This window comes from Actinosynnema pretiosum, assembly GCF_024171695.1.
Taxonomy (GTDB): domain Bacteria; phylum Actinomycetota; class Actinomycetes; order Mycobacteriales; family Pseudonocardiaceae; genus Actinosynnema; species Actinosynnema pretiosum.
In genome coordinates this window covers 100,169-120,711 of sequence record NZ_JAMTCF010000005.1, presented here as the reverse complement: position 1 = coordinate 120,711, position 20,543 = coordinate 100,169, and the positions used below count along the sequence as shown (strand labels likewise).

Genomic DNA, 20,543 nt, shown 5'->3' with positions numbered 1-20,543 from the left:
GGCTCTTGCTCCTCCTCGACACCACGACGTGCTAGGACGGGGGAGCCAGTCCAGCACGGCGGGTGCGCGAGCACCAGGGTTCGGGCCGGGCGCGGCGGGGTGCTTCGGCCGCACGGCGCAGGGCGTTGACCCGGCGGGCGGGTCGGGGTCGGCGCGGCGAGGTCGGCACGGCGGGGACGGCGGGCAGGGACGGCGGGCGGGCACGGCGGCGGGCGCGGGTCAGCCCCGGAAGCTCGCGCGGTAGTCGCCGGGGGTCCGGCCGGTGAGGTCGAGGAAGGCGGCGTTGAACGCGGACAGCGAGCTGTAGCCGACCGCGTGGGCGATCGCGGTGATCGGCTCGTCGCCCGCCAGCGCCTCGATCGCCCGCAGCAGCCGCATCCGGCGCAGCACCGCGCGCCACGTCGTCCCGGTCTCCTCGGCGAACCTGCGGGCCAGCGAGCGCGGCGCGAGCCCCACCTCGGCGGCCAGGTCGGTGAAGCGCGGGTCGTCGCCGAGGCGTTCCCCGGTGAGCCGCAGCGCCTCGCGCAGCTCGGCCGACCGGCCCACCGGGACGGACACCGGCGCCGGGCGCTCGGCCAGCCGCCAGGTGACGGCGGCGAGCGCGGCGAAGAGCGGGCGGGCGTAGGCGTCCAGCGGTTCGGCGGACCCCGGCAGGGCGGCGCACTCGGCGAGCAGGTGGCGGGCCAGCGGGGTCAGGTCGAACACGGCCAGCGGGGCGGGCGGCGGTGGGGTGAAGCCGGGGTGCAGCAGGACCGAGGCGGTGGTGACCGGGGCGGGCACGGTGACCCGGATCGGTTCGCCCGCCTCGATCAGCGCGGCGCGCGCGGGCGGCAGCAGCCAGGCGCGACCGCGCGCCTCCAGCCGGAGGGTCCCGGTGGAGGCGCGGAGCAGGTAGTGGTGCTCCAGCAGCAGGTCGCGGGTGGGCGCGGCCGGGAAGGAGCGCACGACGGCGCGCGCCTCCCGGAGGTCGAGGGCGGTCAGGCGACCACGTCCAGCGGTTCGGCGCGGAAGCGCCTGCTGACCGGCGGTTCGGCCAGCAGCGGGCGGACCGAGGCGCCGAGGCGGGCGAAGGGCTCGGACGCGAGGTAGCCGTCGAGCGCGGCGCGGTCGGTCCACTCGTGCAGGACGGTCGCGCGGTCCGGGTCCTCGCGGGAGGCGCAGACCCGGAAGGCCAGGTTGCCGGGCATGGCGCGGACACGGTCGCGCTCGGCGTCGAAGTGGGCCAGGACGGTCTCGCGGTGGGCGGTGCGCAGTTCGACGAGAGCCATGAGCACGGTGGGTCCCCTGCCGGATCGGTGCGGATGCCTTGGTGGCACGGGGAATCCTCGCGCGCCGGACCGCCGTCGCGCCTCCGTCAGGCGGACGTGTTCGCGCTCGCGTCGGCCAGGCGCGGCGCGTGGTCGAGCAGGACCTCGGCGGCGGCGCGGGCGTGGCGGCCGTAGTCGGGGTCGTTGAGCACCATCGCCCGGCTGGCCACGCCGTCGGACAGCGTGACGAGCTGCTCGGCGAGCGCTTCCGGCTCGGCGATCCCCAGCTCGGCGACGAGGCCGGTCGCCAGTTCCAGCATCACGAGCTTCTGCGCGCGGGCGAAGGCGTGCGCGCGGCCGTCCGGGTCGGGGTCCTCGGTGGCGGCGCGCAGGAACGGGCACGAGCGCACGTCCCCGTCCCACAGGCCGAGGCCGAACATGCCCAGCAGCCGCTCGCGGGGCGGGACCCCGTCGTCCCGCAGGGCGTCCAGCATCGTCGCGCCGGAGTCGAGCAGGTGGTCGAGCTGGGCGAGGACGAGGTCCTCCTTGGTGGGGAAGTGCGCGTAGAGGGTGCGCTTGGAGACCGGGGCGGCGGCGGCGACGTCCTCCATGGTGGTCGCGGTGATGCCGCGCTCGGTGAAGAGCCGGACCGCCGCCGCCAGCACCCGCTCCCTCGCGCCCCTGCCCGCCCGCTGCCCGGTGTCCGCCATGACCTGAAGTGTACGGCGGCGTTTACACGGGCGCGGGTGATCCGCTACAGTCTCCTTAAGTAAACGAAACCGTGTACTTAAGGAGCCCACCGTGCCGACCACCCTCCCCGCCCTCGCCGACCGCCTGATCCGGGGACGCCGCGCCACCAGGGCGTTCCTGCCCACCCCGGTGCCGCAGGAGACCCTGGAGGCGGTGTTCACCCTGGCGGGCGCCGCGCCGTCGAACTCGAACGCGCAGCCGTGGCAGGTGGAGGTGGTCAGCGGCGCGGCCAAGGACCGGCTCGCCGCCGCGCTGGTCGCCGCGCACGCCACCGGTCACCGGAGCGTCGACTTCCCGCACAGCCACGACGTCTACTCCCCCACCCACCTGCGCAGGCGCGCCGAGGCGGGCGCCGCGCTGTACGGGGCGCTGGGCATCGGCCGGGAGGCGGAGGCGCGGCGGGCCGCGTACGACGAGCGGAGCCTGGAGTTCTACGGCGCGCCGCACGTGGCGCTGCTGTTCGCGCCGGACTCCGGCGACCCCAGGCTGACCGCCGACGTGGGCATGTACGCACAGACCCTGCTGCTGGCCTTGGAGGCGCACGGGGTGGCGAGCTGCCCGCAGGCGCTGCTGAGCTTCTACGCGGACGTGGTGCGCGAGAACCTGGGGGTCATCGGCGGGAAGCTGCTGTTCGGCGTCGCGTTCGGGCACGCGGACCCGGAGGCCGCGGTGAACGCGGTCACCGTGGGCCGCGCGCCGCTGGGCGAGACCACCCGGTTCCACCGCTGACCGGGGTCGGGGTCACCGGTCGTGCGTGACCCCGACCCGGACGTTCAGCTGCGCGGTCTCGCACTCCCCTCCCGGCGCGCGCTCGGCGGTGAACACGTGCTGCCGCCCGGCGGGCGCGCGGAACTCCACCCCGACGTGGACGTCGTGGGAGACGGCCGAGGCGACCACCCGCCCGTCCACCGACACCCGCCACCGCACCTCCGCCCGGCACCGGGGCAGCGTCACCACGACCACGCCCGCCCCGTCCCGCTCCGGCCCGGCGAAGCGGGTCTCCACCTCCTCCGCCGCACCGAGCAGGTAGACGTGCGAGTCCGCGCAGACGGCGGCCTCCCCGGCGGCGGCGCACTCCCGCTCGGCGCGCGGCCGGTGCCCGCCGACCACCGACAAGTCCTCGTACCGGCTCACCGACAACCCCGCCCAGGCGATCGCCCCGCCCAGCCCGACCAGCAGGAGCGCGCAGCTGATGAGCGCCAGCGCGGCCCTGACCCGCCGCCGCACCCGCTCGACCCGCGCCCGCGCGTCGGCCTCCAGCACCGCGAGCAGCTCAGGCCGGTCGGTGGCGGCGGCGACGATCAGCGCGAGGTCGCGGGCGCTGCCCCTGGCGGTCCTGGCCGCCGACCACGCGGCGACGGCGGCGAGCAGCGCGCTGACGATCCCGGCCAGCCAGGACAGGCGCTCGACCAACTCCCACGGCACCGCGCCATCCAAGCAGCCGGGGCGGGTGCGCGGGCGCGGTTCGGGCGCGGGTTCCCGAATCAGCCCACGTCGTAGTACCGCTCCGGCACGAACAGCGCGTCCAGCACGAAGCAGGTGATCGACCCGTCCGCCGCCCGCCCGACCCACGTCGGGTACGCCCCGTCCCCGTTCGGCGCGGTGAACAGCACCATGTCGCCCCCGCTCACCGGGTCGGACAGCAGCGCGGTGCGGTGCTCCGCCCCGTCCGGGTCGATCTCGTGCTCCCCCACCACCTCGCCGAGCGCCTCCGCCGCCGAGGCGTCCACGAAGCACAGCTGCCCCGAGTCCACGCCCGCGCCGTAGAACTCGCCCTCCCCCAGCAGCACCGGGTCGCTCCCCTCCACGCGCGCGGGCTCCCAGGTCGCGGCGGGCACGTCGGCCAGCACGAGCTGGAGCGCGGCCACCGGCTTCCAGTCCGGCTTGTCCGCGCACACCGCCAGCAGCACCCGCACCGGGTGGGCCACCGGCATGAGCATGTCGTCGAACGGCTCCTCGTCGGTGGGCCAGGCCGGGTCGGCGGCGACGAGCCTGCCGCTGGGCAGGCGCAGCGGACCGACGTCGTGGGTCTCGATCGTGAACTCCGAGCCGTCCACGACGAAGCTCGCGCCCGGCTCGAACAGCTCCCCCACCCTCGGCCGCAACGGCGTCGGCGGGCGCCACGGCGGCTCGTCGCCCGCCGGGGCGGACGGGACGGACCGCCGCACGAAGGTCCCGTCGAACCCGGTGGCGGCGTTCCAGTCGCCGAAGGCGGGCACCCGCCGGTACAGGGTCTCGACCGGGACCTCGTCCTCGGTGGCGTGCGAACCGCCGTCGGGCAGGTCCCGCACGACGTCCCGGTCGCCCTGGGGCGAGTGGGTGGTCTCGGTGCGCTCCACCCCGTCCGCGAACTCGGCGTCGTCCGGGCCGTACGCCCACTCGGTGGTGGACAGGTGGAACAGCCGCCCGTGCAGCACCACGTCCACCCTGACCCGCGAGCGCCTGCCCCTCTCGTCGAACCACGAGCAGCGCCGGTACCGGTCGGCGATCTCCAGCAGCGCGGTCGGCGCGCCCGAGTCCGGGTCGACCAGGCACACCGCGTACTGCTCCCCCGCGAAGTCGCGCTCGCGCGCCTGCTCCTCGTCGAGCACGCCGACGACGGTCCGCGCGACGGGGTCCCACCCCTCGCAGTAGACCAGGCCCACCATCTGTCCCATGCCGCAGAAAGTAGTGGCGCGCTCCGGAGCGGGCCCGGCCGGACCCGTGAACACCTCGGGCGGCTGCGGGCAAGAACCGGGTGTGCGAGCGATCGAGGACGACCGGGACACCGACCGCCCGGACCTGTCCGACCCGGTGCGGGCGTTCGGCGCGCTGTTCGACCGGCACGCCCGCGCGCTGCACGGCTACCTGCGGCGGCGGGTCGGCGACCTGGCCGACGACCTGGTGGCCGAGACGTTCCTGGTGGCCTACCAGAGCAGGGCCGGGTACGACCCGGCGCGCGGGACGGCGCGGGCGTGGCTGCACGGGATCGCCGCGAACCTGCTGCGCAGGCACCTGCGCCAGGAGGTTCGGGGGTTGCGGGCGTTCGCGCGGGCCGGGGTCGACGTGACCGGGGACGGCGCGGCGGACGACCACGGCGGTCGGGTGGCGGAGCGGGTGGACGCGGCGGTGGCGGCCAGGCGGCTGGCGGGCGCGCTGGCCGCGCTGGAACCGGGCGACCGGGACGTGCTGCTGCTGACGAGCTGGGCCGGGCTGGACGCGACCGAGGTGGCCGGGGCGCTGGGCATCCCGGCCGGGACGGTGCGGTCGCGGTTGCACCGGGTGCGCGGGCGGTTGCGGGCCCACGGGGTCGAGGAGGAGCGGTGACGCGGCGGTCGTGGAGCGAGGCCGAGCTGGACGGGGCGCTGGAGGCGCTCGACCCCGGTGGGGCCGACCGGGACGGCGGGGCGGACGCGGCGCTGGGCAGGGCGCGCGCGGCGCTGCTGGACGGGATGGCGGGCACGGGTGCGACGAGAGGGGTGGGCGTGGTGGGCGGGCGCTGGGTGGCGGGAGCGGCGGCGGTGGCCGTGCTGGTCGCGGGCGGGCTGGTGGTGGGGCCCGAGCGGTTCGGCGGGCGGGGCGCGTCGGCGGAGGCGGCGGAGGCGCTGGAGCGGGCCGCGGCGGTCGCGGTGGGCGAGGTCGACCCCGAGGTGGGGCCGGGGCGGTACCTGCTGGTCACCACCCGCGCGTGGACGTTGGACACCTCGTCGGCGGGCGGCCGGTCGTTCAGCAGGCTGAGCGAGAACCTGGCGGAGACCTGGGTCCCCGCCGACCGGCGCGCCGAGTGGGTGGAGCGCAGGGACGTCACCGGGGAGCACCGGTGGGTGGTCGGCACGGCCGAGGAGGCCGAGCGGGCCGGGGCGTTCCCCGAGGAGGAGGGCCAACCCGAGGGCGAGTGGCGCGGGGTGTGCGGGCGGTTCCACGAGCCCCCGCCCGCGGGACGGGTCCGGGTGCACGGGGTCGAGCCGGTCCCGGAGTCGGACTGGTGCGGCGCCGGGAGCTGGCAGCAGCCGACCGAGCGCTGGCAGGACGGGCTGCCCACCGACGTGGCCGGGCTGCACGCGCGGCTGCGCGCCGACGCGCCCAAGGACAGCTCGCGCGGTGACGCGGCGCTGCTGACCTACGTCGCGGACGCGCTGCGCACCGGGCTGGTGCGCAAGGAGGTGCGGGCGCTGATGTACCGGGTGCTGGCGGAACTGCCCGGTCTGGAGGTGCTGGACCGGGCGGTGAACCTGGACGGCCGGGTCGGGATCGCGCTCGGGCTGACCGGGCCGTTCGAGCGGGCCGAGCTGATCGTGGACCCGGCGACGGGGCAGTTCATCGGCGAGCGGACGGTCGCGACCGGGGAGGGTTCGCTGCCCTCGGGGGCGGTGACCGGGTTCACCTCGGTGGGGACGGCGGTCGTGGACGGGCCCGGCGTCCGGCCGTGACCCGGCTGCGGGGGGCGGGGTCGCCGCCCCCCGCACGTCACTTGTCGCGCGGGTAGAGGCGCTCGACCTCGCCCTTGAGGTTCGCGCTCAGGTAGGCGCCGCCGTAGTCGTCGCTCAGGTAGATCCGGATCGTGGCCTTGTGGTCGATGAGGCCGGTGTCGACGATGACGTACCGGTTCTTCGGCTGCGGGACGCCCAGGTCCTTGGCCGCCCGCTCGAACAGGCCGGGCAGGGCGTCCCAGTTGACCTCGTTGAGGTCGAGCACGGCCCGGTCGGCGTCGACCCCGTCCGGGCGCTCCCTGGTGGCCTTGCCGCCGACGGTGTACTCGAAGTTGTCGAACCCGTTCGGGACCGCCGCGGTGGGGGCGACGGCGCTGGCGCGCTCGGGCCACAGGGTGATGTCGGAGACCTTGGTGGTGCCCATGACCTCGATGAACGCGGCGGCGGCGGTGCGCGCGCCGTCCGGGGTGAGCAGGTCGACCTTCGCGACGTCCGGGGCGGGGGTGACGCCCTGGCTCTGGTACGGGGTGTCACCGGCGGTGCTGGAGACGCCCGTGCGGGCGCTGCCGCCCCCGGTGTCCGCGCCCGTGCCGACCATCCTGACCACGACGACGGTGAGCGCGACGACCAGCACGACGCCGACCAGCGAGAAGACCACGGTGCCCGCCTTCTTGCGCGGCGCGGGGAGCGGGGTCGGGTAGGACTGCTGGTAGACGTGCTGCGGCCCGCTGGCCGGGCCGTGCTGCGGGTGCTGCTGGGGTCCGCCGCTGGCGGGGGTGAACCCGCCGGGCGGCGTCCCGACGAAGTTCCCGCCCGGCGGGGTGAAGTTCCCGCTCGCGGGGGTGAGCGGCGCGCCGAACGCGCCACCGGCGGGCGTGGGCGGCGCACCGAACCCGCCGACGGTCTCCCGCTCGGCCGCCGCGAACAGCTGGTCCAGCGCCTCGCCGCTGGGCCGCATCGCCGGGTCCTGCAGGAGCGCGGCGTTCAGCGCGGCCCCGAGCGCGCCCGCGCGGCGCGGCGGCGGGACCGGTTCGGTCATCACGGCGGCGAGGGTGGCCATGGTGGAGGCGCGGCGCATCGGGTGGCTGCCCTCGACGGCCACGTACAGCAGCATCGCCAGCGACCAGAAGTCGGAGGACACCTGCGTCTCGTCCCCGCGCAGCCGCTCCGGCGCGATGTACTCGGGCGACCCGATGACCTCGCCGGTGGCGGTGAGCTGGGTCGAGCCCTGGAGCGCGGCGATGCCGAAGTCGGTGAGCACGGCGCTGCCGTCGGGGCGCAGCAGCACGTTGCCCGGCTTGACGTCCCGGTGCATCACCCCGGCGGCGTGCGCGGACCGCAGCGCGGCGAGCACGTCCCGCCCGATGCCCGCCGCCTCGACGGGGCTGAGCACCCCCTTGCTCAGCCGGTCCTCCAGCGAGGTGCCCCTGACCAGCTCCATGACGATCCACGGGTAGGTCGAGCCGGGCAGGTCCACGATCTGGTAGATCGACACCACGTTGGGGTGCTGGAGCCGGGCGAGCGCGCGGGACTCGCGCAGCACCCGCTCGCGCAGCTGCGCGGCCACGGCCGGGTTGCTCTCGACCTGGTCGGCGTCGGCGGGCCGGACCTCCTTGATGGCCACCTCGCGCTGCAACCCGAGGTCGAGCGCCCGCCACACCGTCCCCATGCCGCCGCTGCCCAGCCGCTCCAACAGCTCGAACCGGCCGTCGAGGATCCGCCCGGTGTGCTCTCGCTCAGACACCGGGCCACGCTAGCAACCTGCACCGACAGGTGTGGTGGGGATGGTCGGGTTGGCGCCGGGCCGGGTGCTCTGCGCTACCGGGTGATCACGGTCGGCTTCCCGCTCACCCGGTGATCGGGAAGCTCCCCTGGAACGCCAACCTGCCGTCAGCGTCCGCCGCGATCCGGTCGAGCGCGTCGTCCAGCGCCAGGAACGCCTCCCACGGCTCCTGCCCACCCGCAGCGGCCAACCGGTCGACCACCAGCCGCTCCAGGTCCGCGACCCGCTGGCCCTTCCAGACCTTGTCGGCCAGGCTCACCAGCAGGTCCTCCAACCCGATCCCGTCCGCCGCCCACGACGCGTGCGTGCCCGCGAACCGCGCCAGCGCGGGCTCGACGCCGCGCGCGAGCAGCAGCTCCCGCCCGGCGGGTTCGTGCTCGGAACCGGGGCCGGACAGCTCGGCGGGGTGCACGACCTTGCCGACGTCGTGCACCGCCGCCCCGAACTCCACCGCGGCGCCGTCGAACGCCGCCTGCGGGTAGCGCAGCCGCACCCACGCGGTCAGCTCGCACGCCACGTCGTGCACCGCCCGCAGGTGCGCGGCGAGCCGGGGCGGCGCGGCGAGGTCCACCAGCAGCGCCACGACCGGCGCGGGCAGCGGGCGCAGCGGCGGGGTGGACGGGTCGGTCAGGGCGCGGTGGAGCGGCGGGGTCGGGGGCACGGTCGTCCACGATAGGCGCGGGTGGGCGCGTCGCGGCGGCGCGGAGCCGGGTGACCTGCGGCGTTCCCCCTGCCGGGTGGTCCCGGTCCGGGCATCATGGTGACCGTCGGGCGCGGAGGGCGGTGGGTGCGGTGCCGATGACCGAGGCGGACGTCCGCCGGATCGCGCTGTCGTTGCCGGGGGTGGTGGAGCGCGCCTCCTACGGCACGCCGGGGTGGCGGGTGTCGGACAGGCTGTTCGCGCGCCTGCACGAGGAGGACGGCGTGCTGGTGGCGCGCTGCGCCTCCGAGGAGGAGAAGCGCGCCCTGGTCGCCGCTTCCCCCGACCGCTTCTTCACCACCGCGCACTACGACGGCCACCCGCACGTGCTGGTGCGGCTCGGTGCGGTCGACGAGGCGGAGCTGCGCGAGGTGCTCACCGACGCGTGGCGCACCCGCGCCCCGAAGCGCCTGGTCGCCGAGCTGGACGGGTGATCGGCCGCCGTCGGCCAGCTCCAGGGCGGACCGGGTGGGATTCCCGACCGGACATCGCCGATCCCCCGCGTGTCGCGTTTGCCAATTCCCGGAAGACCTGTTCCCGCCGATGCCAAAACCCCTGGGAGACCAGGGTTTCCCGGCATTTTCAAGCCGGTGAGACAACCCTCTCCCCCACGCGGATCGATGCCCGTTCCCCCACCGACGAGCCCCTACCATTCCGCTTCGCCGAGAACCGGACCGCCCGGTCGGACCGGCACAGCGATGCGAGGTCACCTGCATGAGCCCGACCCCCGACAGCCGCCGCTCCGCGATCGCCGAGGAGCAGGCGTTCCTCGACACCGCCACCGCGCTGCGCGGCCGGATGATCGCGCGGCTGGCGGACGGGATGGCGGAGGCCGAGGAGGACGGGGACCGGGCGCTGCACCGGGTGCTGCGCAGGCAGCACGACGAGCTGCTGCTCGCGTCCGACCGGCTCGTCTTCGGCAGGCTCGACGGGCTCGACGGCTCGGTGTGGCACGTGGGCCGGGTCGGGGTGCGGGAGGAGGACGTGCGCGCCGAACCGCTGGTGCTGGACTGGCGCGCCCCCGCCGCCCGGCCGTTCTACACCGCGACGCCGGTGGACCCGCAGGGGCAGGCGCGGCGCCGCCACATCCGCACCGAGGGCGCGGCGGTGGTCGGGGTGGAGGACGAGCCGCTCGACGGGTCCTCCGCCTCCGACCTGGTCGGCGAGGGGGCGCTGCTCGCGGCGCTGGGCGAGCGGCGCACCGGGCGGATGTCAACGGCGGTGTCGACGTTGCAGCGCGAGCAGGACGAGGTGGTGCGCGCCGAGGCGTCAGGGCCGCTGATCGTGCAGGGCGGGCCGGGCACCGGCAAGACCGTGGTGGCCCTGCACCGGGTGGCGTACCTGCTGTTCACGCACCAGCAGGTGGCCGACCGGGCGGTGCTGGTGCTCGGCCCGTCGCCGCGCTTCCTGGACTACATCGCGCAGGTGCTGCCCGCGCTCGGCGAGACCGCCGTGGTGTCGGCGACCTGCGACACCCTGGTGCCCGGCGCCGTGGTGGCCCGCGCCGAGGACCGGGTGGTGTCCGAGATCAAGGGGCGCGCGGCGTGGCAGCGGGCCCTGGAGGAGCGCGTGGCGGCGCTGCGCCCCCGGCCGCGCGATTTGGAGCTGCGCTGGGACGGCGAGTCTCACGTCGTCGACCGCGCGGTGGTCGCGCAGCTGCTCGCCTCGGTGCGGGCGCGCCCGCACCACCCGGCCAGGGCCGCGTTCGCCGAGCAGCTGCACCAGGTGCTGGCCGAGCTGATCGCCGAGCACCGCGAGGCCGCGCTCGCCGAGGTGGAGGAGGGCTTCGAGGACGTCCTGGCCCGCGTCGACCGCAGCCTGGGCGGGACCGTCCACGACGGACCGGCCACCGGCAGCGACGTGGACGGCAGGCTGTCCGAGGAGGAGGTGGACGAGCTGCGCGCGGCGATCGCCGGGCACCCGACCATCGCGAGGTTCGTCGAGCACTGGTGGCCGACCCTGGACGCGGGCGCGGTGCTGCGCGGGTTCCTGGCCGATCCGGTGCTGCTGGGCGGTTTCCTGCCGCCGGAGGAGGTGGCGCTGGTGGTCGCCGAACCGGAAGCCCTGGCGCCCGGCGACATCCCGCTGCTCGACGCGGTGGCCGACCTGCTCGGCGACGTGGACCCCCCGCGCGGTCAGGCCGAGTCCGTCGCGGACCGGGCGCGCGCGCGGCGCGGCTGGACGTACGGGCACGTCGTGGTGGACGAGGCGCAGGAGCTGTCCGAGATGCAGTGGCACATGGTCCTGCGCCGCTGCCCGGCCAGGTCGATCACGGCGGTCGGCGACATCGACCAGGCCGAGGCCTCGCACCGGCACACCAGCTGGGCGCAGGCCGTCCGCGCCACCCTCGGCGACAACTGGACCACCGCGGAGCTGACCATCTGCTACCGCACCCCGAGCGAGGTCATGTCCCTGACCGCCCCGGTGCTGGAGAAGGCGGGCAGCCGCAACACCCCGCCGCGCGCGGTCCGCTCCTCCGGCGTCACCCCGTGGGAGCGCTCCACCACCCCGGCCGACCTGCCGGGCGCGGCGCGGGAGGCCGTGGCGGGGCTTCGCGAGCGCTGGCGGGGCGGCACCGTCGGCGTGGTCGCCGCCCGCGCGCACGTCGCACCCCTGAAAGCCCTGCTGGACGACGACATCCCCGTCCTCACCGCGACCGAGGCCAAGGGCCTGGAGTGGGACGCGACCCTGGTGGTCGACCCGGAGGGCATCAGCGCCGAACCGCGCGGCTGGAACGGGCTGTACGTGGCGCTGACCCGGTGCACGCAGGAGCTGGGCCAGCTGCGGGTCGCCTGAGCCGGGAACGCCGGAGCCGCTCGTCGACGCGGCCCCGGCGCCTCCTCAGACCCGCGCCCGCTCCTCGGCGGCCAACCGCCGCGCCAACTTCTCCCCCTCGACGTCCACGTCCGGCAGGATCCGGTCGAGCCAGCGCGGCAGCCACCACGCGGACCGGCCGAGCAGCGACAGCACGGCGGGCACGATCGTCATCCGCACCACGAACGCGTCCACCGCCACCCCGAACGCCAGCGCGAAGCCGAGCGACTTCACGATCGCGTCGTCGGCGAGCACGAACCCGGCGAACACGCTGATCATGATCAGCGCGGCGGCGGTGACCACCCGCGCCCCGTGCCGCATCCCGCTCACCACGGCCTCGTCCGGCTCGGCGCCGTGCACGTGCTCCTCGCGGGTCCTGGTCACCAGGAACACCTCGTAGTCCATGGCCAGCCCGAACAGGACGCCCACCAGGAAGATCGGCATGAGGCTGATGACCGGCCCCGTGCTGTCCAGGCCGATCAGCCCGGCGAGGTGACCGTTCTGGAACACCGCGACCAGCGCGCCGAACGAGGCCGCGACCGACAGCAGGAAGCCCAGGGCCGCCTTGAGCGGCACCAGGACGCTGCGGAACACCAGCGTCATCAGCAGGAACGCCAGTCCCACCACGACCGCCAGGTACGGCACGAGGGCGTCGGCGAGCCGCTCCGAGACGTCGATGTTCAGCGCGGTGGGGCCGGTGACGGACAGCCGCGCGCCGTCGGGGTCGGGCAGGTCGCGGATGGCGTGCACGAGGTCCTCGGTGGCCTCGCTGGTCGGCGCGCTGAGCGGGATGACGGTGAGCAGGGCGGTGTCGCCCGCCTCGTCGACCACCGCCGGGGTGGCGGTCGCGACGTCGTCCAGCGCGGCGATGGCCAGCCTGGACCGCTCGGCCACCTCGGCGGCGTCTCCGGGGGCCTCGACCACCACGGTCAGCGGCCCCTGGAACCCGGCGCCGAACCCGGCCGAGAGCTGATCGTAGGCCTTGCGCTGGGTGGAGTCCACGGCGGCGGCGCCGTCGTCGGGCAGGGCCAGCCGCAGGTCGGTGGCGGGCAGCGCGATCACGCCGAGCGCGGCCACCGACAGCACCACCGCGAGCCACCGGTGCTTGACCACGACGCGCGCCCAGCGCTCGCCGAGCGGGGTGGCCGGGGACTCGCCCGCGCGCCTGCGGGCGGGCTTGATCGCGCGACCGGCGAAGCCGAGCAGGGCGGGGACGAGGCTGAGCGTGGCCAGCACGGCGATCGCGACCGTGCAGGCGGCGGCGACGCCCATGGCGGCCAGGAACCCGAGGCCGGTGACGGTCAGCGCGGCCAGCGCGATGATCACGGTGAGCCCGGCGAAGACCACTGCGGACCCGGCGGTGCCGACGGCCCGGCCCGCCGCCTCCTCCCGGTCGTGCCCGAGCTCCAGCTCGCCTCGGTAGCGGGAGACGACGAACAGCGCGTAGTCGATGCCGACGGCCAGGCCGAGCATGGTGGACAGCGCGGGGGTGGCGGCGGACAGCTCGAACAGGCCGGTGGCGATCTGGATGCCGGTGATGCCGAGGCCGACGCCGACCAGGGCGGTGAGCAGCGGGAGCCCGGCGGCGACCAGTGAGCCGAACGTGAGCAGCAGGACCAGCGCGGCCACGGCCAGGCCGATCGCCTCGGCGGCGTGCCCGCCCGCGACCACGGTGGTGACCTGGCCCGAGTACTCGACGCCGATCCCGGCCTCGCGCGCGGCGCCGCCGGTGGCCAGCAGCGCTTCCCTGGAGGCGGTGGTCACGTCCGCCAGCGGCGCGTCGTAGGTGACCGAGGCGTACGCGGTGCGCTGGTCGGGCGAGATCGTGAGCGCCTCGTACGGGCCGACGACCGAGGCGACCTGGGGCGCGCGGGCCAGCTCGGCGAGCACGCCCTCGACGGCGGCCTTCTGCTCGGGCCCGGTCAGCGTCGCCGATCCGGGCGCGGTGAAGACCACCCGCGCCGAGGCGGTGGCCGGGGAGGCGCCGCCGCCGAACTTCTCGCCGATGACGTCCATGGCGCGGGTGGACTCGGCGCCGGGGATGGAGAACGACTGGCTCGCCGGTCCGGACAGCTCGGCCGCGCCGAGGCCGAGCAGGGCGAGCAGGATCACCCACGCGGCGAGGGTGGTCCGGCGGCGCCGGAACGAGAACCGGCCTAGCCGGTACAGCAGGGTGGCCACGGGTGGAGCCCTTCGGAACTCGGGTGATGCGGACCCGGTCCACGATGGACACCCGGAAGCGGGAAGTCGTCGTGCGGCTGCGGGCGGTGGGGTACCGCGCTCGCCGTACTCCCCCGGACACCGGATACCGCAGGGGCAGGGCGAGGAGCCGGGACCGTTCGCCTACCGTCGGGGTCATGTACGAGTCAGCCGTCGCCCGGATGCCCGTGTGGACGCGTCAGCACCGCGCGTGGGCCGGTGACGTGCTGCTGGCCGCGCTGCTGGTGGTGGGCGTGCACCACGCCGAACCGGCGGGACCGCCCGAGCAGCGGTGGTGGACGAGCGCGCTGATCGTCGGCACGGTGCTGCTGCGGCGGCGCTGCCCGGAGGTGGTGCTCGCGGTGGCGGCGCTGGTCACCGCGCTCGGCGTGGCCGCGCGCTGGCCCGCGCCTGCCGGGCTGTTCCTGCTGGTCAGCGTGCTGACCTACTCGGCGGCCCTGCACAGCCGCCACCGGCGGCCCTGGTTGTACGCGGGGCTGGCGTGGGGCGCCACGGCGTTGGCGGGCTTCGCGCTGGACCTGTCGCACTGGTGGTCGCCGGAGCAGTTCAGCCTGTTCGCGTGCGTCTTCGGCGGCGCGGGCATCGGGGACTCGGTGCGGATGCGGCACGCGTACGTCGCCGAGGTGACCGAGCGGGCCAGGCAGGCCGAGGAGACCCGCGAGCAGGAGGCGCGCAGGCGCGTGGTGGACGAGCGGCTGCGGATCGCGCGCGAGCTGCACGACGTGGTCGCGCACCACATCGCGGTGATCAGCGTGCACGCGGGCGCGGCCAGGCACGTGCTGCGGGACCGGCCGGACCAGGTCTGGCCGGTGCTCGGGCACATCAGGGGCGCGGCGGACGCGGTGCTGGACGAGGTGAAGTCGGTGATCAGCGTGCTGCGCGACCCGAACGAGGTCCCCAGCACCCAGCCGACGCCCGGTCTGGACCAGCTGCCCGCGCTGCTGGCGGGTCTGGAGGCGGCGGGGTTCGCGGTGCGCTGCCGGTACGACGGCGAGCCGCGCAGGCTGCCCGCGCTGGTGGACCTGGCGGCGTACCGGATCGTCCAGGAGGCGCTGACCAACGCGCACAAGCACGGGGACGGCTCGGCCGAGCTGGTGGTGGTCCGCGAACCGGAGAAGATCATTGTCGAGGTGGTCAACCGGGTCGGGCGCGCTCTGCCCGGCGGTTCCAGTTTCGGCCTGATCGGCATGGGCGAGCGCGCGAGCGCGGCGGGCGGGGTGCTCACCTCGGGCCGGGCGCCCGGCGGCCGGTTCCGGGTCCGCGCCGAACTGCCCGCGCCGGGTTCCGCGACGAGCTGGGACGACTCGGCGGACCTGCTCCCCACCCCGACCGGAGGACACCCGTGACGATCCGCGTGCTGCTGGCCGACGACCAGGCCCTGATCAGGGCCGGGTTCCGGATGATCGTGGACGCCTCGCCGGGGATGGAGGTGGTCGCCGAGGCCGGGGACGGCGCGCAGGCCGTGGAGCTGGCGCGCGCCTCGCGCGTGGACGTGGTGCTGATGGACCTGCGGATGCCGGGCGTGGACGGCATCGAGGCGACCGGGCGGATCTGCGCCGACGAGCGGTTGGCCGGGGTGCGGGTGCTGGTGCTGACCACGTTCGACGACGACGAGAACGTGGTCACCGCGCTGCGGGCGGGGGCCAGCGGCTTCCTGGGCAAGAACGTGGACCCGGCCGAGCTGGTCACCGCGATCCGGGTGGTGGCGGAGGGGAACGCGCTGCTGTCGCCGAAGGCGACGCGGGGCCTGGTCAGCGCGTTCGTCGCGCAGTCCAGGCCGCCGGTGGTGCGGGCGGCCGGGTTGGACCTGGTGACCGAGCGGGAGCGGGAGGTGATGGTCCTGGTGGCGCACGGCCTGTCGAACGACGCGATCGCCAGGCACTTGTTCCTGTCCCCGCTGACGGTGCGCACGCACGTGAACCGGGCGATGAGCAAGCTGGGCGCGCGGGACCGGGCGCAGCTGGTGGTCATCGCGTACCAGAACCGCTTGGTGGTCCCGGGAGACCCGTCACCGGCCGCCTGACCCGACCACTTTCCCCCGATAGGTCGACATTCCAGATACACCCACGATAACCCCGCCAGGCTTGACTACCCCCATGCCCAAAACACCCCGCACGATCGCACTCACCACAGCGACCGCACTGACCGTGGCCGCCGTCCTGTTCACCCTGCGCCGCCCACTGCTGATGTCCGCTCCAGCGTGCGCGGCAGGCCAGTGGCACGGCTGCTGGGACACGGAGAACGGGGTGGTGCTGATGACCCTGGTCGGCCTCCCGGTGGCCGTCCTGCTGGCCTGGGCACTGGCCCGCTTGCGGCAGGCGAGAGCGCGGCGGTCAGGGTCGAGCTGGACGGGCCCCTGGCACACGGGTCCACGACGCACGGGCCCCTGGCGCACGTCCGTGGCCGAGGTGGGCATGGTCTACGGCACGCTCCCGTGGCTGTGGATCACATTGATGCCGGGCGAGAACGCAGGCGAGGTCCCAGGAAGGCTGAGCCTGGTACCACTGCGCGACCTGCTGGAAATGGGCCCGCTAGGGATCGTCGGCAACCTGCTGGTGTTCGCGGCACTGGGCTTCTTCGCCCCGATCCGCTTCCCAGCACTGGCCACTGCCCCACGCGTGCTGGCCCTGGGCGCACTCTGCTCACTGCTGGTGGAAACCGCGCAGTACGCACTCCAACTGGACCGGGTGTCGTCAGTGGACGACGTCCTGCTGAACGCAACAGGCACCGCACTGGCCGCACTGGCATCCCGCCGCTGGTGGGCGACCACCCCGAAACCGGTCGAACCAAGAACGGCGGTAAGCCCCTGACACAAAGCCAACCCGCTCCCCCTCAGGCAGAGATCACCCAGCCAGACGCCGTACTGCTCAACGCAGACCAGCCCAAAGCCGCCATCCCGCCACTGATGAACCAGCGCCCCAAAACGCTCAGGACACGAGCGCCAGCCGACCACGACACGCAATCCCTGCAAACCAGACCGTCAGGCCCGACAACAGGCCTAGCAACACAACCAGCACCACACCCTGACCACGCTGACGTCCTACCACTAAGGCGTGCCCTCAAAGCAGCTGGTGCTGGTCTGCTCTGGTCTTGGGTTATGGCACGTAGTCACAAGCTGCACCAATGAGCAGTGACAGGCTGCCGAGCCACTGTTGCCCGTCTAGGGGCAATACCGGTGACTTAAGGCCCGTTTGCGCAGTTCAGGGGCTTTTTGAGGTAGCTGCCAGCAACCCCTTCGGGTTCCTCGCATCGCCGTGTGTAGCAGGGAATCCCTTCAGGCAGAAGGACAACTGTCCTTAGTGGACAAACTCCCGCCCCTTGAGGTGTGGCCAATCTGACGTCAAGACAAGCCTTGACCAGGGGAAATGCTTAAGTAATCGGCATTGCGTCTAGGGGGGCAACGGAACGCCCAAGCGGGACGACCGTCGGGTGGTCAACAGGATGTCGTTCAAGGCCAAGACCGGAGTAGCTCGACATGGCCTGCCCGAACACCACGGGCTGCGGAAGGCAGTCCGTAACCGGTACTGGCGCTGGTCACGCAACGACACCCGCACCGCACCGGTAACCGGGGACGGTGCCATCGCCGAGGCGGTCAACGACCTCGACCGCGAGGTCCCGGTGGTCACCGGCATCGTGCGTGCCCATCAGCACACCGCCGGTACCCACCGCAGAGCCCAACCGCCGCCCAAACTGGGGACGGTCGAGTCGTGCGGCAGGCACGACCAGCCGGGTGATCACGAACAAGGGCCACTCCAGCCACGCGATCCACTCCCACCCACACCGACGCCGCATCCCGACGACCATTCCCGAACACCACAACCGGCAGGCCAATCGGCCGTGTAGCGGCCAGACCGGAGGTCTCATCGCCCGTCTTCGCCCGCACCGCCCACATGCCGCAACGTCGTGGAACGCTGCTTCGACCGACTCAAGCAGTTCCGCGCCACAGCCACTCACTTCGACAAGACCACCACCTCCTACCAAGGCACGATCAACCTCGCCACCCTGCTCATCCGACTTTGAGAACACGCCCCAGCGAACCAGCACACCCCACCCGCTCAAGGCACGCGCGACAGTTGGGCCGAGACGCGCACCCCATCCGCTGACCGGGCCAGCCAGGTCCGGCAACGTGCTGTTCAACGCGACCGGTGTCACGCTGCCGTGCTGACACCCAACCGCTGATGGCGGGTTTTGTCGCTGGTGACAGGTTCGGAGTAGGCGGTGGGTTCTGCCGTTGGTGGTGAGTTCCGGAGTTGGTAGCAGGTGCCGGAATTGGTGGGGGTGCAAGCGGCAGTTGGACCGTGACTGGTAGGTCGCCCTCGGGCATGGCCATCAGGTGTGAGTCATGCCGTTCAACGTGGCCGGTGCCGTGTTGGCCGTGTTGGCGGTTCACCGGTGGTGGGCGGGCGCTCCGGGTCGGTCAGGAGCGCGTGGCAGTTGGACCGTGACGTGCAGGCCGCCCTCGGGGCTGGGTCTGGCCGTCAGGGTTAGGGTTCCGCCGTGTGCGCGGACGATGCTGCGCACGATGGCCAGTCCTAGGCCGACCCCGGCGTCCTCGTCGGTGTGGGTGCGTCGTGCTCCCCGTTGGAAAGGCTCGGTCAGGGTCGGGATCAGGTCCAGCGGTAGGTGGGGGCCGGTGTTCTCGACCTCCAGCACGCCCGTCCCGTCCCGCGTCCCGGTACGCGCCTCCACCCAGCCGCCCTCGGGGAGGTTGTGCGCGATGGCGTTCTGCACGAGGTTCAGCACCACCCGCAGCAGCAGCTCCGCCGAGCCGTGGACCACCGCCGCCGACCCGGTGACGTTGAGCGTGGTCCTGCGACGTTCGGCCTGCGGTAGCAGCGTTTCGGCTGCTTCCTCGGCGAGCAGGGACAGATCGACCGGCTCACGGGTTAAGTTGCCGTTTTCGCCGCGGCTGAGCAGCAGCAGGGACTCGGTCAGGTTGATCGCTCGGCGGTTCACCGTCCGCAGTCGGGTCAGCGTCTCGTCCCGGTTCCACGTGGGGTCGTTGTGGGCCACCTCCAGCAGGGCTTGGGTGATCGCCAGCGGGGTGCGGAGTTCGTGGGAGGCGTTCGCGGCGAACCTGCGTTGTTCGGCCACGTGTGCTTCCAGTTGTTCGAGCATGGTGTCGAAGAGGTCGGCCAGTTCGCGGAACTCGTCCGCGCGGCCCGGCAGGCGCACCCGGTGTGACAGGGAGCCGTTCGCCGCCGTGCGTGCGGCGTCTGCGAGACGGGTGAGCGGCGCCAGGACGCGCCCGGCCAGGAACCAGCCGCCCACCAGGCCGAATACCAGCAGCACCGCCAGTGCCACGGCCGCCGCGCGACCGAAGATCCGGACCAGCAGGAAGCGGTTCGGGGAGATCCAGAGCAGTCCCTGGTCGTTGTCGGGCACGTAACGCAGCAGGTACAGCCAGACCACCGCGAGCAGCACCGCACCGGTGATCAGCAGGAGACCCGCGTAGCTGAGGGTTAGCTTGAGGCGGACGCTCAGACCTGGCCGCCGCCTAACCATGACCGGCATCGTTGGTACGACCGGCATCGTTGGCATGGCCAGCGTCGTTGACATGGCCAGTGTCGTTGGCATGGCCAGTGTCGTTGGCACGACCGGCATCGTTGACACGACCAGTACCGATGCCAAGCCCGGTTCTGATGTCAAGCCCGGTGCATGTTCCAAGCCCGGTGCCGGTTCCAAGGTCGTTTCCGGTACCAAGCCCTGTGCCGGTACCGACGCCGAGGTCGGTACCGATGCCAAAGTCGGTACCGGCACCGGTGTCACGGTCAGGCCTGAAGCCGCGACCGGTGTCACTGCCGCAGTCGGTGTCGATGCTGCGGTCGATGCTGCGGTCGGTGTCGCGATCGGCACCGCTGCCGCCACCGGTGTCGACACCACCGGCATCAACACCGCCGCCCGGATCACCCTCACCACCAGCGTCGATCCGGTACCCCGCCCCCGGCACGGTCACGATCACCCACGGCTTCCCGAGCCGCTTGCGCAGGGCCGAGACCGTGATCCGCACCGCGTTGGTGAACGGGTCGGCGTGTTCGTCCCAGGCTCGTTCCAGCAGCTCCTCGGCGCTGATCACCCCGCCCCGCGCGGTCACCAGCACCTCCAGCACGGCGAACTGCTTGCGGGTCAGCGGGATCAGCCGGCCGGCTCGGAAGACCTCGCGGCGGAACGGGTCAAGGCGCAGGTCGGCCAGTTCGTGGACCGGGGGGCGGGCGTGCGCGCGTCTGCGGTCCAGTGCGCGCAGTCTCAGTACCAGCTCGCGCAGTTCGAACGGCTTGGTCAGGTAGTCGTCCGCCCCCAGCTCGAAGCCGGAGGCCTTGTCGTCGATGCGGTCGGCGGCGGTGAGCATCAGGATCGGGGTGCCCCGGCCGGACGCGACGATGTGCCTGGCCACCTCGTCGCCGGACGGGCCGGGGATGTCGCGGTCCAGCACCGCCAGGTCGTAGGCGTTGACGGTGAGCAACTCCAGGGCGGTGTGGCCGTCACCGGCCACGTCCGCGGCGATGGCGGCCAGGCGCAGGCCGTCGCGGATGGCCTGCGCGAGGTAGGGCTCGTCCTCCACGATCAGTACTCGCACAGGGGAAAGGCTAGGTGGGCGGGGTTATCGCGGGTGTATGCGA

General features: G+C 73.9%; 18 protein-coding genes and 1 pseudogene. 8 read left to right on the top strand and 11 right to left on the bottom strand.

The window, feature by feature from the left end:
• Positions 1–219 precede the first annotated feature (219 nt).
• The 3 genes from LV78_RS41545 to LV78_RS11825 all read right to left on the bottom strand — a co-directional run bounded on the left by LV78_RS41545 (position 220) and on the right by LV78_RS11825 (position 1,957).
• A complete protein-coding gene (locus tag LV78_RS41545; protein WP_253845047.1) occupies positions 220–945 on the bottom strand; it encodes a helix-turn-helix transcriptional regulator in 726 nt (241 codons plus the stop codon).
• Positions 946–977: 32 nt separating this feature from the next.
• Positions 978–1,268, bottom strand: coding sequence for a putative quinol monooxygenase (locus LV78_RS11830; protein ID WP_253845045.1), 291 nt, complete (start codon positions 1,266–1,268; stop codon positions 978–980).
• Between the two features lie 86 nt (positions 1,269–1,354).
• The gene (locus LV78_RS11825; protein WP_253845044.1) at positions 1,355–1,957 is read right to left on the bottom strand and encodes a TetR/AcrR family transcriptional regulator; all 603 of its coding nucleotides are present in this window, start codon (positions 1,955–1,957) and stop codon (positions 1,355–1,357) included.
• A 91-nt stretch (positions 1,958–2,048) separates the two neighbouring features.
• On the opposite strand from LV78_RS11825, the gene LV78_RS11820 reads away from it, so the two are divergent.
• A complete protein-coding gene (locus tag LV78_RS11820) occupies positions 2,049–2,726 on the top strand; it encodes a nitroreductase (RefSeq protein WP_253845042.1) in 678 nt (225 codons plus the stop codon).
• Positions 2,727–2,738: 12 nt separating this feature from the next.
• On the opposite strand, the gene LV78_RS11815 is transcribed toward LV78_RS11820, so the two are convergent.
• Complete coding sequence (locus LV78_RS11815) at positions 2,739–3,422, bottom strand: hypothetical protein (RefSeq protein WP_253845040.1); 684 nt, start codon at positions 3,420–3,422, stop codon at positions 2,739–2,741.
• A gap of 59 nt (positions 3,423–3,481) precedes the next feature.
• A complete protein-coding gene (locus tag LV78_RS11810; protein WP_253845038.1) occupies positions 3,482–4,654 on the bottom strand; it encodes a DUF4241 domain-containing protein in 1,173 nt (390 codons plus the stop codon).
• On the opposite strand from LV78_RS11810, the gene LV78_RS11805 reads away from it, so the two are divergent.
• Together LV78_RS11805 and LV78_RS11800 are read left to right on the top strand one after the other, a co-directional pair.
• Complete coding sequence (locus LV78_RS11805) at positions 4,653–5,303, top strand: RNA polymerase sigma factor (RefSeq protein WP_253845037.1); 651 nt, start codon at positions 4,653–4,655, stop codon at positions 5,301–5,303. The genes LV78_RS11810 and LV78_RS11805 overlap by 2 nt on opposite strands.
• Entirely contained in the window at positions 5,300–6,406 is a 1,107-nt protein-coding gene (locus LV78_RS11800; RefSeq protein ID WP_253845035.1) for a CU044_5270 family protein, read from the top strand. The genes LV78_RS11805 and LV78_RS11800 overlap by 4 nt, the downstream gene beginning before the upstream one ends.
• Positions 6,407–6,443: 37 nt before the next feature.
• On the opposite strand, the gene LV78_RS11795 is transcribed toward LV78_RS11800, so the two are convergent.
• Both LV78_RS11795 and LV78_RS11790 read right to left on the bottom strand, forming a co-directional pair.
• Complete coding sequence (locus LV78_RS11795; RefSeq protein ID WP_253845034.1) at positions 6,444–8,150, bottom strand: protein kinase domain-containing protein; 1,707 nt, start codon at positions 8,148–8,150, stop codon at positions 6,444–6,446.
• Positions 8,151–8,253: 103 nt separating this feature from the next.
• Positions 8,254–8,850, bottom strand: a complete 597-nt coding sequence (locus tag LV78_RS11790; protein ID WP_253845033.1) for an HD domain-containing protein — start codon at positions 8,848–8,850, stop codon at positions 8,254–8,256.
• A gap of 137 nt (positions 8,851–8,987) precedes the next feature.
• On the opposite strand from LV78_RS11790, the gene LV78_RS11785 reads away from it, so the two are divergent.
• A complete protein-coding gene (locus tag LV78_RS11785) occupies positions 8,988–9,323 on the top strand; it encodes an MmcQ/YjbR family DNA-binding protein (protein ID WP_253845031.1) in 336 nt (111 codons plus the stop codon).
• Between the two features lie 280 nt (positions 9,324–9,603).
• Complete coding sequence (locus tag LV78_RS11780; protein ID WP_253845029.1) at positions 9,604–11,685, top strand: HelD family protein; 2,082 nt, start codon at positions 9,604–9,606, stop codon at positions 11,683–11,685.
• A 45-nt stretch (positions 11,686–11,730) separates the two neighbouring features.
• On the opposite strand, the gene LV78_RS11775 is transcribed toward LV78_RS11780, so the two are convergent.
• A complete protein-coding gene (locus LV78_RS11775) occupies positions 11,731–13,884 on the bottom strand; it encodes an MMPL family transporter (protein WP_253845027.1) in 2,154 nt (717 codons plus the stop codon).
• Positions 13,885–14,060: 176 nt separating this feature from the next.
• On the opposite strand from LV78_RS11775, the gene LV78_RS11770 reads away from it, so the two are divergent.
• From LV78_RS11770 to LV78_RS11760, 3 genes are all read left to right on the top strand, one after another.
• Positions 14,061–15,269: a sensor histidine kinase gene (locus LV78_RS11770; protein ID WP_253845025.1), complete on the top strand. Its 1,209-nt coding sequence runs from the start codon at positions 14,061–14,063 to the stop codon at positions 15,267–15,269.
• A complete protein-coding gene (locus LV78_RS11765) occupies positions 15,266–15,946 on the top strand; it encodes a response regulator (protein ID WP_253845024.1) in 681 nt (226 codons plus the stop codon). The genes LV78_RS11770 and LV78_RS11765 overlap by 4 nt, the downstream gene beginning before the upstream one ends.
• Positions 15,947–16,019: 73 nt before the next feature.
• Complete coding sequence (locus LV78_RS11760; RefSeq protein WP_253845022.1) at positions 16,020–16,733, top strand: VanZ family protein; 714 nt, start codon at positions 16,020–16,022, stop codon at positions 16,731–16,733.
• 724 nt (positions 16,734–17,457) lie between these two features.
• On the opposite strand, the gene LV78_RS11755 is transcribed toward LV78_RS11760, so the two are convergent.
• From LV78_RS11755 to LV78_RS11745, 3 genes and pseudogenes are all read right to left on the bottom strand, one after another.
• On the bottom strand, positions 17,458–17,667 hold the full coding sequence (locus LV78_RS11755) for a hypothetical protein (protein ID WP_253845020.1): 210 nt from the start codon (positions 17,665–17,667) through the stop codon (positions 17,458–17,460).
• A gap of 642 nt (positions 17,668–18,309) precedes the next feature.
• On the bottom strand, positions 18,310–19,407 hold the full coding sequence (locus tag LV78_RS11750; protein ID WP_372494880.1) for a sensor histidine kinase: 1,098 nt from the start codon (positions 19,405–19,407) through the stop codon (positions 18,310–18,312).
• Positions 19,408–19,834: 427 nt separating this feature from the next.
• Positions 19,835–20,500 (bottom strand): annotated as a pseudogene (locus LV78_RS11745) (response regulator transcription factor); the annotation flags it as partial.
• Positions 20,501–20,543: the final 43 nt, after the last annotated feature.